This window comes from Miltoncostaea oceani (assembly GCF_018141545.1).
In the GTDB taxonomy this organism is placed as follows: Bacteria; Actinomycetota; Thermoleophilia; order Miltoncostaeales; family Miltoncostaeaceae; genus Miltoncostaea; species Miltoncostaea oceani.
Genome location: NZ_CP064356.1, coordinates 1572851 through 1586039, shown reverse-complemented (window position 1 = coordinate 1586039; position 13189 = coordinate 1572851). Strand labels below are relative to the sequence as shown.

11 protein-coding genes and 1 pseudogene are annotated in these 13189 nt (G+C 75.8%); 9 read left to right on the top strand and 3 right to left on the bottom strand.

From position 1 onward, the window contains the following. Positions 1–4 precede the first annotated feature (4 nt). From IU369_RS08070 to IU369_RS08060, 3 genes are read left to right on the top strand one after another with little or no spacing between them, the layout of a single operon-like run. Positions 5–397: a DUF309 domain-containing protein gene (locus tag IU369_RS08070; protein ID WP_217924060.1), complete on the top strand. Its 393-nt coding sequence runs from the start codon at positions 5–7 to the stop codon at positions 395–397. A 31-nt stretch (positions 398–428) separates the two neighbouring features. Next, positions 429–1430: a zinc-binding dehydrogenase gene (locus tag IU369_RS08065; RefSeq protein WP_217924059.1), complete on the top strand. Its 1002-nt coding sequence runs from the start codon at positions 429–431 to the stop codon at positions 1428–1430. Continuing rightward, positions 1427–2125: a hypothetical protein gene (locus IU369_RS08060; protein WP_217924058.1), complete on the top strand. Its 699-nt coding sequence runs from the start codon at positions 1427–1429 to the stop codon at positions 2123–2125. Before IU369_RS08065 ends, IU369_RS08060 begins: the two co-directional genes overlap by 4 nt. Here IU369_RS08060 and IU369_RS08055 read toward each other — a convergent pair. Further along, positions 2122–3771, bottom strand: coding sequence for an ABC-F family ATP-binding cassette domain-containing protein (locus tag IU369_RS08055; RefSeq protein WP_217924057.1), 1650 nt, complete (start codon positions 3769–3771; stop codon positions 2122–2124). The genes IU369_RS08060 and IU369_RS08055 overlap by 4 nt on opposite strands. 39 nt (positions 3772–3810) lie before the next feature. Between IU369_RS08055 and IU369_RS08050 the strand changes: the two genes are divergently transcribed. Then, the gene (locus IU369_RS08050; RefSeq protein ID WP_217924056.1) at positions 3811–4833 is read left to right on the top strand and encodes a M42 family metallopeptidase; all 1023 of its coding nucleotides are present in this window, start codon (positions 3811–3813) and stop codon (positions 4831–4833) included. On the opposite strand, the gene IU369_RS08045 is transcribed toward IU369_RS08050, so the two are convergent. Next, positions 4830–5699 carry a rhomboid family intramembrane serine protease gene (locus tag IU369_RS08045; protein WP_217924055.1) on the bottom strand — a complete coding sequence of 290 codons (870 nt, stop codon included), beginning with the start codon at positions 5697–5699 and terminating at the stop codon, positions 4830–4832. The two genes, IU369_RS08050 and IU369_RS08045, sit on opposite strands and share 4 nt — an antisense overlap. Positions 5700–5845: 146 nt before the next feature. Between IU369_RS08045 and IU369_RS08040 the strand changes: the two genes are divergently transcribed. Beyond that, on the top strand, positions 5846–6211 hold the full coding sequence (locus IU369_RS08040; RefSeq protein ID WP_217924054.1) for an STAS domain-containing protein: 366 nt from the start codon (positions 5846–5848) through the stop codon (positions 6209–6211). A gap of 11 nt (positions 6212–6222) precedes the next feature. Further along, the gene (locus IU369_RS08035) at positions 6223–6960 is read left to right on the top strand and encodes a GAF and ANTAR domain-containing protein (RefSeq protein WP_217924053.1); all 738 of its coding nucleotides are present in this window, start codon (positions 6223–6225) and stop codon (positions 6958–6960) included. On the opposite strand, the gene IU369_RS08030 is transcribed toward IU369_RS08035, so the two are convergent. Next, on the bottom strand, positions 6937–7341 hold the full coding sequence (locus IU369_RS08030) for a hypothetical protein (protein WP_217924052.1): 405 nt from the start codon (positions 7339–7341) through the stop codon (positions 6937–6939). The genes IU369_RS08035 and IU369_RS08030 overlap by 24 nt on opposite strands. 159 nt (positions 7342–7500) lie before the next feature. Here IU369_RS08030 and IU369_RS08025 point away from each other — a divergent pair, with 159 nt between their 5' ends. From IU369_RS08025 to IU369_RS23275, 3 genes and pseudogenes are all read left to right on the top strand, one after another. Then, positions 7501–12255: a glutamate synthase-related protein gene (locus tag IU369_RS08025; protein ID WP_217924051.1), complete on the top strand. Its 4755-nt coding sequence runs from the start codon at positions 7501–7503 to the stop codon at positions 12253–12255. Between the two features lie 3 nt (positions 12256–12258). Then, positions 12259–12540 (top strand): annotated as a pseudogene (locus IU369_RS23825) (FHA domain-containing protein); the annotation flags it as partial. Between the two features lie 14 nt (positions 12541–12554). Next, positions 12555–13187 (top strand): hypothetical protein, encoded by a 633-nt coding sequence (locus tag IU369_RS23275; protein ID WP_246551386.1) that lies wholly within the window; start codon positions 12555–12557, stop codon positions 13185–13187. Positions 13188–13189: the final 2 nt, after the last annotated feature.

Below are 13189 nucleotides of genomic sequence, written 5' to 3'. Positions count from 1 at the left end.
GGCGGTGGACGACGGGGCGCGGCACCGCGCGCTCACCGGGTTCGCCGAGCTCTACGCCGCGGGCCGCTTCTTCGACGCCCACGAGACGCTCGAGGCGGTGTGGCGCCGCTCCGACGCGCTGCCGATGCGGTTCCTGCAGGGGCTCATCCAGTGGTCGGTCGCGTTCGAGCACCACCGGCGCGGCAACCCCCACGGCGCCCGCGTGCTGCTCGGGCGGGCGCTGGCGAACCTGCGGGACGCCCCGCCCGGGTACATGGGCGTCGACATCTCGGCGTGGCGGGACGCCACCGACGACCTCGTCCGGGCGTTCGCCGCGTGGGACGCCGGCGACCCGCGGCCGGACGTCGCGGCGCCCCCGATCACGGTGGGCGACGCGCCGCCCCCGGCCGTAGGCTGACGGCGCCCGCCCACATCCCCGGAGGTACGTGGTGAACGCGATCGTCCTGACCGAGACCGGTGGCCCCGAGGTGCTCCGGGTCGGGTCCGCACCCGACCCCGTGGCCGGGCCCGGCGAGGTCGTCGTCGCCCTCCGCGCCGCCGCCCTGAACCGGCGCGACGTCTTCCTGCGCAAGGGGATCGCACCGAGCCCCCTGCCGGTGATCCCCGGCTCCGACGGCGCCGGGGTCGTCCACGCCGTCGGCGCGGGCGTCACCGGGATCGCCGAGGGCGACGAGGTCGTGGTGCTCCCCTCGCTCGGATGGGGCGGCGGCGAGGCCGCCCCCGCGCCGGGCTTCCGGATCCTCGGCGGCCCCGACGACGGCACCTACGCGGAGATGGTGAAGGTGCCGGCCGAGAACGTGCTGCCGCGGCCCTCCCGCCTCTCGTGGGAGGAGTCGGCCGCCCTGCCGCTCGCCGGGCTCACCGCCTACCGCGCGCTCGTCAGCCGGGCGCAGGTCCGGCCCGGCGAGACGGTCCTGATCATCGGGATCGGCGGCGGCGTGGCGACCATCGCGCTGCACCTCGCCCTCCAGGCCGGGTGCCGCGTGATCGTGACGTCGTCCTCCGGCGAGAAGCTGGCGCGCGCCCGCGAGATGGGCGCGGCGGCGGGATTCGACTACACCGGCGGGGACTGGGTGTCGGAGGTGAAGGAGGCCTCCGGTGGCGGCGTGGACGTCGTGGTCGACTCCGTCGGCTCGACGTGGGCCGACAGCATCGGCAGCGTCCGGCCCGGCGGACGCGTCGTGGTCTTCGGCGGCACCGGCGGCGGCAAGGTCGAGCTGATGGTCCGGCCCGTCACGATGGGCCAGGTCTCCCTGCTCGGCACGACGATGGGGAGCCCCCGCGACTTCGCCGGGCTCCTCGCCGCGGTGCGGACCGGTGGGTGGGCGCCGGTGATCGACTCCGTCCGGCCCCTGGCCGAGGCCGGCGACGCGCACGCCCGCGAGGAGGCCGGGGAGCACTTCGGCAAGCTGGTCCTCACCATCGGGTGACGCCGCTCGCGGCGCGTGTGCTGCGGGCCGCCCGCGTGGAGGTCGGCCGCCGGGCCGCGGCGGGCGGTCCCCCGTGGGCGCTCGACGCCGACCGGCTCGCCGCGGTCGTCGAGGGCGACCCGGCCGCCCGCGGTGCGCTCGACGCCGCCGTCGCCGCCGCCGGCGCCGAGGGCCCCTTCGACGGCCCCGGCCCGGAGCCGGGGCCGCGGGCCGCGCGGCGCGCCCGCGTCGAGGCGGCCCGCGCCGCCGTCGACGAGCTGCTGCTCGCCGGCGAGCTGGCGCCCGACGGCCCCGGCCGGGTGGTGCTGCCCGGCTTCGGGGCGAGCACGTGGCGGGCGCTCGGGATCATCCGCGCCGGCGTCGCGGGTCCCGAGGGGGCGTGGGCGGCGGCGGTCGCCCGCGAGCCCCTCGGCGACCTGGGCGACGCCGCCCCGGCGGGGACGGGCGGCGGGCCCCGCGACCCGCGCCTCGACGGGACGGCCCGGGCCCTGCACGCCCGCGAGGCCGCACGCCAGGACCTCCGCGACGCCCTGATCCGCGCCGAGGCGGCCGCCCGCCACGCCGCGGCGCGCGGGCTCGACGACAGCCTCGCCACGATCGCCGCCGACGTCGCGGCCCTCGAGGCCGCCCTGCGCGCCGCCGACCGCGACGCCGCCGCCCTCTGGGAGGCGGGCCTGCGCCGCGCCCGGGGCTAGGCCCCGGAGGCCACCGGGGCGGCGCGCTCGGTCACCACGCCGTCGCGCACCTCGATGCGCCGCGTCACCGCGACCCGCTCCAGCATCCGCCGGTCGTGCGTGACCAGGATGAGGGTGCCCTCGTAGTCGCCGAGGGCCTCCTCGAGCTGCTCGATCGCCTCGAGGTCGAGGTGGTTCGTGGGTTCGTCGAGCACGAGGCAGGTCACCTCGCGCGCCGCGAGGACGGCCATCAGGGCGCGGGTGCGCTCCCCCGGCGACAGCTGGTCGGCCGGCCGCTCCACGCGGTCCGCGTCGAGCGAGAACTTGGCGAGCAGCGTGCGGGCCTCCTCGGCGCGCAGGCCGGCGCGCTCCATCACCGCGTCGAGCAGGCGCGGCGCGCCGGACAACGCCGTGCGCTCCTGCTCGATCTCGCCGACGACGATCGAGGGCCCGGTGCGCCCCGCGCCGGAGTCGAGGGGGATGCGCCCCAGCAGGGCGCCGATCAGCGTGCTCTTTCCGCCCCCGTTCGGGCCGGTCACCACGAGCCGGTCGCCGCGGCGGACGTCGAGGTCGACGGGCCCGAGGCGGAACGACCCCCGTCGCACGACGGCCTCCTCCAGCACCGCGACGACGTCGCCGCCCCCGCGGCCCGACGCCAGCCGCAGCTGCAGGCGCCAGCCCTCCCACGGCTTCTCGACCACGTCGAGCCGCTCCATCGCCCGCTCGGTCGCCCGCACCTTCGACGTCTGCTGCTCGGAGCGCTCCGCCCGCATCGCGCGGCCGATCTTGTCGGGGTCCTTCGGGCGCTTCTTCTCCTTCTTGACGCCCTCCTCCGACCAGGCGCGCTGGCGCCGCATGCGGTCCTCGAGGCGACCCCGCTCCCCCGCGTACCGGCCGTGGGCCTCGTACTGGCGCGCGCGGGCCTGGTCGCGCTGGGCGACGTAGTCCGTCCACCCGCCGGCGTACTCGCGCACCTCGTGGCTCGGCTCCACCACCTCCACGATCCGGCGGGCGCACCGGTCGAGGAACGCCCGGTCGTGGGAGACGGTGACGACGGCGCCGCGGTGGGCGTCGACGAGCCGCTCGAGGATGTCGAGGCCGCCGAAGTCGAGGTCGTTCGTCGGCTCGTCGAGCAGCAGCAGGTCGACGCGGGCGAGGACCAGCACCGCGAGGCCCACCCGCGCCGCCTGGCCTCCCGAGAGGGCGCCCATCGGCAGGCCGAGGCGGTCCGGCGACAGGCCGACCTCCGTCATCGCCGCCCCCGCGCGCGCCGCGAGGTCGTCGCCGCCGAGGGCGAGGAAGGCGTCGAGGGCCTCGGAGTACTCGTCGACGCGGCCGGGGTCGTCCGCGAGCGCCGCCGTCAGGGCGTCGAGGCGCGCCTCCGCGTCGGCCACGCCGGTGCGCCGGGCGAGGTGCTGCGCGACGGTCTCGTCGGCGGCCGGGCGGCCGCGCTGGTCGAGCAGCCCGACCCGCAGCGCCGGCGGGACGCGCAGCACGGTGCCCTCGTCGGGGGCCTGCAGCCCCGCCATCACCCGCATCAGGGTGGACTTGCCGATGCCGTTCGGCCCGACCACGCCGATGCGGGCGTCGTCGGGGACGATCAGGGAGACGTCGCGGAGGACGGTGCGCGGGCCGAAGGCGAGCGACACGGAGTCGAGGTGGAGCACCCCGGCAGGGTGGCAGAACGGTGACTAGGGTTCGCGGTCATGAACCTCCCACTGCTGCGCGCCCTCGCCGAGGCGTCCGGTCCGTCGGGGCGCGAGGAGCGCGTGCGCGCCGTGGTCGCGCCCGAGCTCGAGGCCCTCTGCGACCGGGTCGAGACCGACCCCCTCGGCAACCTCTCCGGCATCCGCGACGGCGACGGGCCGCGCCTGATGCTCGCCGCCCACATGGACGAGATCTCGCTGATGGTCACCCACGTCGAGGAGCGCGGCTACCTGCGCGTCATCCCCGTCGGCGGCTGGGACGCGCGGACGCTCGTGGGACAGCGGGTGCGGGTGCACGGGCGCGAGGACCTGGAGGGCGTCGTCGGCATGACGCCGGTCCACCTGCTCGACGCGAAGGACCGCGGGAAGAACATCGAGGTGACGGACCTCGCCATCGACCTCGGCCTGCCGGGCGAGCGCGTCCGGGAGCTGGTGCGGCCCGGCGACGGCGCGACGCGCATCCGCGAGGTGCGCGCCCTCGGCGACCTCGTGACCGGCAAGGCCCTCGACGACCGCGTCGGCGTCTACGTGATGATCGAGGCCCTGCGCCGCGCCGGCCGCTCGCCCGCCGAGGTCGTCGCGACGGCCACGGTCCAGGAGGAGGTCGGGCTGCGCGGCGCGCGGGTCGCCGCCACCCGGATCCGGCCGGACATCGCCCTCGCGATCGACACCTGCCCGGCGAACGACGGCCCCGGCACGCCGACCAGCGGTCCGAGCACGCGCCTCGGGAAGGGCACGGCGATCCGGGTCATGGACGCCAGCGCGATCGGCTCCCACGCCCTGGTGGAGCTGCTCACCCGGATCGCGGAGGAGGCCGGCATCCCCCACCAGTTCCACGTGGCGAACAAGGGCGGGACCGACACCGGAAGCCTGCAGCTCGCGGGCGAGGGATCGGTCGCGGGCTGCGTCTCGATCCCGACGCGCTACGTGCACTCCAGCGTGGAGGCCTGCCACCCCGACGACATCGACGCGTCGGTGCGCCTCGTGGCCGGGCTGATCGAGCGCGTCGACGAGCTCGGCTAGCCCGCCCCCGCCACCACGACGCCCGCGACGACGGCGCCGACCATCAGGAGGGTGATCGCGGCGTAGATCTGCGGGCTCAGGCGGCCGTAGGCGAGGTGCCCCCGGCCGAAGCCCGACAGCACGAACCCGGCGGCGGCGCCCCCGACGATCCCGCCGATGTGGCCGCCGATCGAGATCCCCGGCAGCACGAACGTGATGACGAGGTTCAGGACGAGCAGCATCCCGACGCTCGACCCGAGCAGCGCCACGCCGCGCTGGCGCTCCAGCAGGTAGAGGGCCGCCATCAGGCCGAAGACGCCGCCCGACGCGCCGAGGGTGTAGGCGTTCGGATCGAGCAGGAGCGCGCCGACCGAGCCCCACAGGATCGACGTGACGTAGACGACGAGGAACCGGCCGGTCCCGGCATAGCGCTCGAGGGCGCCGCCGAGGAACCAGAGCAGGTACATGTTGAAGCCCACGTGGATCGGGCTGGCGTGCAGGAAGCCTGCCGTCAGCAGCCGCCACCACTCCCCGTCGGCGACCGCCGGCCCGAACAGGGCGCCGTCGGCGACGAGGCGCGCGTTGTCCGGGTTCCAGAGGTCACCGGTCTGGATGACCTGCGCGAGGTACACCAGCAGGGTGAACGCGACGATCGCGGAGGTGGCGAGGGCGGTGTCCCCCGCCGCGCCGCGCGCGGTCGCCCGACGCACCGCCGTGCCCGCCGCCGACGCGCCGCCGCGGGCGCACTCCGGGCACCGCATCCCGACCGCCGCGGAGGTCATGCAGGACGTGCAGATCGGGCGCTCGCAGTTCGAGCACGAGAGCAGCGTCTCGCGGTCGGGGTGGCGGTAGCAGCGCTGCGTCTCGGTCTCGTGCGTCGTCGCCATCCGTGGGTGAGCGTAGCGCGTCGGGGGGCCCCGGCGACGTCCCGCCGGCCTTGCGGGCGCCCGGCCTTCCTGCGACCCTGTCGGCGCCCGTACGGGCGCTGAAAACGTCCGCCCTGACCCCGCGGACCGCGTCGCGAGGAGTGGCGTTGGTCGCCGTTGGAGAGCATCGGGGAGACGAGGGTGCGCGCGATGTCGGTCTGCGCATCGACGTCTCCGAGAGGGAGGGCGCGACCATCGTCGCGTTCCGGGGGGAGCTGGACCTCGAGGAGGCGCCGCTCGCCCGCGAGGCGCTCGCCGACGCCGTCGCGCGCGGTGGCGACGCCGTCACCGTGGACCTGCGCGACGTCACGTTCCTCGGGAGCACGGGGGTCCGCATCCTCATCGACGCGCAGGCCGCCGCCCAGGCCGCCGGCGCGCGCATGCGGGTGGTGCAGGGTGACGGGCCGGCACGACGCCTGATCGAGTTGCTCGGGCTGGGCGAGCGCCTCGACGTGGCCGACCCGGACGAGTGACCGGGGACCCGGTGCACATCGATCCGGGCGCGCTCGCGGCGAGCCTGCAGGCGATCTCGTCGTCCCCGGCGTCGGAGGTCCCGCCCATCGAGGCGAGCCTCGCGCGCGTCATCGACGCGGCCCGTCGCCTGTTCGCCGTCACCGGTGTCGGGCTGATGCTGGTCGATGCCGAGGGGGCGCTGCGCTACGTCGGGGCGACGGACGCGGCGGCCCGTGCGCTCGAGACCGCGCAGGAGGACCTCGGCGACGGGCCCTGCGTCGAGGGCTTCGTCACGGGGACGGTGGTGACGACCGCCGACCTGGCGCGCGACGACCGCTGGCCGGAGCTCGCCGCGCGCGTCGCGCCGGAGGGCGTCGCCGCGGTGCTCGGGGTGCCGACGCGCGTCGCGGGGACGGTGATCGGCTCGCTCAACGTGTACCGGTCGGCCCCCTACGAATGGGACGCGAGCGACATCGGCGCCGTCGAGGCGCACAACGAGGTCCTCGAGTCCATGATCAGCACCGCGCTCGTCGCCCGTCAGCGGGGCATCGTCGTCGACCAGCTCCAGACCGCCCTCGAGCGCCGCGTCGTGGTGGAGCGGGCGATCGGGATGCTGATGGAGCGCCACGCGGTCACCGACGTGGTGGCGTTCGCCGCGCTGCGGCGGGCCGCCCGGGACGCGCGCTGCGCCGTCGCCGACCTCGCCGCCCGCACCCTGGAGGGGGACGACGTCGTCGGCGCGCGCCTACCGCGCTCCGAGACCGCCTGAGAACGGGGTGCGCCGCCGCGGACGCGCCGGCTCGTCCGCGCGCCGCTTCGCGCGACGGAGGGCGACCAGGCTGAAGAGCCCGGCCCCGAACAGGCCGATGGCGGTGCGGGTGGGGCTCACGACCCAGCAGGCCCCGAGCACGCCGACGGTGAGGGCGGCGATCGCCACCCGGGCGCGGATGCGCGCGGCGCGCGGGCTCCGGACGCGTGCCGGGCGGGCGCCGGGGATCGCGGCGGCGAAGCGCGCCACGGCGAGGCCCTCGGCGAGGCTGCGCGGACCGTGGTCCTCGGGCGGCGCGGACAGGTCGCCCCACCCCTCGCGCCCGGCCACGCGGGCGACGAGCGCCAGCTCGGCGTCCGTGATCTCGGTCGTCGTCGTCATCCCCGCCGTCCTCGGCATCCCCGCCGGGGACTTGAGCGCGTGGAGCGGCCGCGTTGACCTCCGTTCTCGCGACGAGTTTACTTGGGGCTTCGCGAGCCGGCTCCCCCGGGGGCCGGCGTCCGCGTGTCCCACGGTTGCCGACCGAGAGGCCCCTGGCATATGACCGTCCCGCCCCCGTTCGCCACCACGCCGCCGAGCGGCCTCCCGGACCTGATCGAGCACGATGCGTGCGCGCTCGCAGCCTTCGCCACGCGCGACGGCAAGCCGAGCCGCGCGATGCTGGAGCACGCCCTGACGTCGCTCCAGATGATGGTCCACCGCTCCGGGAGCGTGGACGGCGAGGGCGACGGGAGCGGCCTGCTGATCGACCTGCCCCGCCCGGCCTGGCGCCGCCGGCTCGCGTCGGAGGGCCTCGACCCGGCCGCCGCCGACGACCGCAGCTTCACCGTCGCGCACATCTTCTTCGACGCGCCGGAGGACGTGGACGCCCAGGTGCCGAGCATCGAGGCGATCATCCGCGAGCACGGGTTCGAGATCCTGTGGAGCGGCGAGGGCACCATCGACCGCGGCGCCCTCGGCCCGCGCGCCTCGGAGACCCCGCCGATCTTCTGGCAGATCGCCTGCCTCGCGCAGCCGGGCACCCCCGCGTCGACCAACTGCTACCGCGCCATGGTGCGGATGGAGCGCGAGCTCGACTGCCACGTCGCCTCGTTCTCGGCGAACGACGCCGTCTACAAGGTGCAGGGCCAGCCCGAGGTCATCGCCCGGTTCTACCCGGAGATGCAGGAGCCCGACTTCGCGGCGGCGCGGATCATCGCCCACAACCGCTACTCGACGAACACGTACCCGACGTTCAGCCGGGTGCAGCCGTTCTCGATCCTCGGCCACAACGGCGAGATCAACACGATCGCCCAGCTCCGCGAGCAGAGCGAGCAGCTCGGCCTGCCCATCACCCGCAACGGGTCGGACAGCCAGGACCTGAACCGCCTCCTCGAGGGACTGATCTTCGAGAAGGGCCTGTCGCTGCTGGAGGCCGTCGAGTTCGCCTTCCCGCCCATCCTGGGCGAGGTGCACCGCCTGCCGGCGAAGCTCCAGGACCTCTACGTCCACTACCGCGAGGCGCTCGGCCCGTACGCGCAGGGCCCCGTCGGCCTGGCGTGCCGCGCCGCCGACGAGATGGTGTTCGCGGTCGACGCGATGGGCCTGCGCCCGCTGTGGTGGATCGAGACCGAGGACATGTACGTCGTCTCGTCGGAGCCGGGCATCGTCCCCGTCACCGACCTGACCCGCGACCCGGCCCCGCTCGCCCCCGGCGAGAAGGTCGCCCTGCTGAGCGGCGAGGACGGCGTGCCCCGGGTGCTCGACTACTGGGAGGTCCAGCGCGAGGTCTACCAGCGCGCCAAGGGCCGCGGCGCCCTCCCGACGGCCGAGACGCGCGCGCGCCTCGCCGGCGGGCTCGACCCCGTCGCCGTCGAGGAGTACCCCGACGACGACCTCGAGGCACCCGAGCTCCCGCTCGAGACCCTCCTCGCCTCCGCGGGCTGGATCGAGAGCGACAAGCAGCAGCTCCAGTTCCACGCGGACCGCGGCGCCGAGCCGATCGGATCGCTCGGCTGGGACGGCCCGCTCGGACCGTTCACCCCCGTCCCGATGCCGCTCTCGGACTACCTCCAGGAGACCGTCGCGGTCGTGACGAACCCGGCCATCGACCGGGAGCGCGAGGTCGAGCACTTCTCGACCCGCGTCGTCCTCGGCCGCCGGCCCCCGATCGAGGGCGTCGAGCCCGAGCCGCCGCAGCGCTGCGAGCTGCGGATGCCGCTCATCCTCGGCGGGATGCGCCCCGGCGCCGCGACGCTGTCGCTGCCGGAGATGCGCCGCGTGGCCGTCAGCCAGGGCGTCGCGTGCATGGAGGACGTCCTCGCCGCCTGGGACTGGCGGGCCGCGCGCCTGCCGCTGCACTTCCCGCAGGACGGAAGCGTCCGCGCCCACCTCGAGCACCTCGCGGAGGCCGCCGTCGCGGCCGTCGCGGACGGCGCCGAGCTGATCGTGCTGAACGACCTCGGCGCGGGTCCCGACGAGCGGGTCTGCGACCCCCACCTCGCCCTGTCGGCGGTCGACAAGGCCCTGCGGGAGGCGCGCAAGGAGGACGGCTCGTCCTACCGCCGCGACGCCAGCCTCGTGCTGCAGGCCGCGGGCATCCGCAACGTCCACGACGTCATGGTCGCGCTCGGCTTCGGCGCCCAGGCGCTCTGCCCGTACGCGCTGATGGAGAAGGCGATGGACGGCTCGCCCGAGCCGTTCGCCGCCGCCACCCACGTGCTCGAGGGCCTGCAGAAGGGCATGGAGAAGGTCCTGTCCACGCTCGGCATCCACGAGCTGCGCGGCTACGGCCGCCTCGTGTCGGCGATCGGGGTCTCCCCCGAGGTGCTCGACCTCCTCGCGATCCCGGGCTTCTGCGCCTCGGAGGGACGCGGCCTCGGCCTCGAGGACCTCGACGCGCTCGCCGAGCAGGGCCGCCAGATCCGCGCCGGCGAGGAGAGCCCGTCCAAGGTCAAGCTCCCCCGCATGTACCCCAAGGTGTGGAAGGCCCTCTCGCGGGTCGCCACGTCCGAGCGGGGCTACGACGAGTTCGCGGAGACGCTCGACAAGCTCGAGACCGAGCAGCCGGTGGCCCTGCGCCACGCGGTGCAGCCCCAGCTCGCCGCCGAGGCCGACCGGATCGCCCCGGGCGACGTCTCGTCGAAGGTCGGCGAGCACGAGCTGCCGTTCCTCATCAGCTCGATGAGCTTCGGCAGCCAGGGCGAGGTCGCCTTCCGCTCCTACGCGGAGGCCGCCTACCAGGCCGACATGCTCTGCATGAACGGCGAGGGCGGCGAGATCCCCGACATGTACGGCAAGTACCCGAAGCACCGCGGCCAGCAGATCGCCAGCGGCCGCTTCGGCGTCTCGTCGCTGCTGATCAACTCCTCGGAGTGGGTCGAGATCAAGATCGGCCAGGGCGCCAAGCCCGGCGAGGGCGGCCACCTGCCGGGCTCGAAGGTGACCCAGGCCATCGCCCAGGCGCGCAACGCGGCCGTCGGCAGCGACCTGATCAGCCCGTCCAACAACCACGACCTCTACTCGATCGAGGACCTCGCCCAGCTCATCGACGAGCTGAAGACGGCCAACCCGCACGCCAAGGTGATCGTCAAGGTCCCCGTCGTCCCGGGCATCGGCACCATCGCGATCGGCATCGCGAAGGCGGGGGCCGACGTCCTGACCCTCTCGGGCTACGACGGCGGCACCGGCGCGGCGCGCCAGCACGCCCTGCGGCGCGCGGGCCTGCCCTGCGAGATCGGCACGGTGCTCGCGCACCACGCCCTCACCGAGGCCGGCATCCGCGACCGCGTGGAGATCTGGGCCGACGGCGGGCTGCGCAGCGCGGCGGACGCCATCAAGCTGATGTGCATGGGCGCCAACCGGCTGGGCTTCGGCACCGCCGCGATGGTCGCCATCGGGTGCACCATCTGCCGCGGCTGCCAGCTCGACACCTGCCACGTCGGCATCGCGACCCAGCTCGACGAGGAGGAGGCGCACGAGCGCGGCCTGAAGCGCTTCGTGCCGCGCGTCTTCGACCCGTCGGTCGAGACCCTGGTGCGCTACTTCACCGAGATGGGCACCGCCCTCCGCACCATCGCGGGCGAGATGGGCGTGCGCGAGGTGCAGGACCTGGTCGGCCAGGCCGACCGCCTCGTCCAGGTCTCCCATCACGACCGCCTCGACCTGTCGAGCCTTCTGACGCCCGTCGGGCAGCGCCTCATCACCTCCCCCGCCGGGACGCCCCGCTTCTTCCGGCCGTTCCACCCGCCGCCGCCGCACCGGGCGCCCGAGGTGGCCGCTGAGCGGCTGTCGGCCGGCGCCGCGCTCGCGGTGGAGGAGGAGGCCACCACGGCCGCCGACCGCAACCTCGGCACCGACCTCGCCGGGCTGATCGCCCGCGCCACGACCGGCGTGCACAACGCGTGGGTCAACGGCGACGGGGGCGGCGTCTCGCCGACGAACGCCTCCGAGGAGGCGGCGCGGGAGGACCCGTCGGGCAACAACGGCTCCGGCGGCCCCGACGGCGTGCAGGGCGGCGACGTCACCGGCGTCGGCGCACGGGCGCCGGGCACCGGGAACGGCAACGGCAACGGCAACGGCAACGGGCACCGCCCGACCCTCGTGGACCTCGCGTTCACGAAGGGCGCCGCGGTCGGCTCCGGCCTGGCGGCGTTCACCCTCGACGGCGTGCGCGTGCGGGTGTTCGGCGGCGCGCAGGACGGCGTCGGCAAGTGCGCGCTCGGCGGCGAGATCCAGGTGCTGAAGGCGCAGAACTCCCGTGGCGACTGGGTCGGCGGGCACGTGGGCAAGAGCTTCGCCTACGGCGCGCAGCGCGGCCTGTTCCTCATCCAGGGCAACGCCGACGCCCGGGCGGGCATCCGACTCTCCGGCGCCGACATGGTCCTGGGCGGCGAGCCGACCGACCCGCTCGACGACCGCCTCGGCACCCTCGCGGCCCGCGCGAACTGCAAGGGCTTCGCGTTCGAGTACATGACGGGCGGCCGGGTGCTCGTGCTCGGCGACCCGGGGCCGTGGCTGTGCAGCGGCATGACCGGCGGCGTGGTCTACGTCCGCCAGAACGCCGACTGGAACCTCGACGAGGCCGCCGTCCGCCGGCGCCTGTCGAAGGCCGCCAAGGTGAGCCTGGCGCCGCTCGAGGAGTCGGACGTCGCCAACGTCACCGAGTTGCTCGGCGACTACCTCGAGGCGCTGCGGGAGGGCGGGCAGGGCGAGACCGCCGCCCGGCTCCAGCCGCTCCTCGACGACCCCGAGGAGCACTTCCTGGCGATCAACCCGGTCACCCAGCAGGCCGACCCCAACATCTCGACCGAGTAGGTCGTGCCGGCCGCCCCGGTCGACGTCCTCGGCGTCACCGGTGGCCAGGACCACGGGGCCCGCTTCGGGCTCCGTGGTTCCGAGGCCACCATCGGCCGCGGGCCGGTGATGGACATCGTCCTCTCCGACCCGCGGGTCTCCCGCCGCCACGCCCGCGTGGCGGTGCGCGACGCCGCGCTGGTGGTGGAGGACCTCGCCTCCAGCGGCGGGACCACCGTCAACGGCGTCACCATCGCCGGGGCGACCGTCGTCGCGCCCGGTGACCGCATCGGGGTGGGGTCGACCGAGCTGACGGTCCTGTGGACCCCCGGTGGCGCGTACGCGCCGCCCGCGCCGCCCCCGGTCGCCCCGGCGGTGGCGCCCGCGCACCGGCCCTCCCCCCCCCCGCCGCGGCCGCGGCCGCGGCGACCCAGCCGCTGCCGGCCGTCCGCGTCGTCGCGCGCCCCGAGCTGCTGCTCGCCGTCGCCGCCCTCGCCCTGGCGGGGTTCGCGCTGCTCGCGGTGTGGATGCCGGTGCTCGGCACCCCCGCGGGGACCGACAGCCTCTGGACCCTCGAATCGACCGGGTTCCGCGTCCACGGGATCCTCGCCGCCCTGCTCTCCATGGCGGCCGCCGGGGCGTGGCTGGCGGCGGTGACGGTGCCCGCGATGGCGCCCGCCCGCGTGACGCTCGCGGCGGCGACCGGCCTCGCCGGGGGCCTCGTCGCGGGGCTGCCCCTGTTCCTCGCCGCCATCGACCTGGAGGGCGTCGGAACCGAGGCCGGCCTCGTGCTGATGCTGCTGGCCGGCCTGGCGATCTCCGGCTGCGCCGTGGCGGGCGTGGCGCGGGCGACGGCGGGGACGCGGCCGCGGCGGTCGAGCCCCGCCGCCCGGCGCTGGTCGCGGCGGGGGGCGGGGCCGGCGGCGTGCTCGCCCTCGTCGCGAGCCCCCTGACG

Coding starts and splice junctions, on each gene's coding strand:
- IU369_RS08050 (WP_217924056.1), top strand. CDS start 3,811: ATGAACCTCCCACTGCTGCGCGCCCTCGCCGAGGCGTCCGGTCCGTCG.
- IU369_RS08030 (WP_217924052.1), bottom strand. CDS start 7,341: ATGACGACGACGACCGAGATCACGGACGCCGAGCTGGCGCTCGTCGCC.
- IU369_RS08045 (WP_217924055.1), bottom strand. CDS start 5,699: ATGGCGACGACGCACGAGACCGAGACGCAGCGCTGCTACCGCCACCCC.
- IU369_RS08025 (WP_217924051.1), top strand. CDS start 7,501: ATGACCGTCCCGCCCCCGTTCGCCACCACGCCGCCGAGCGGCCTCCCG.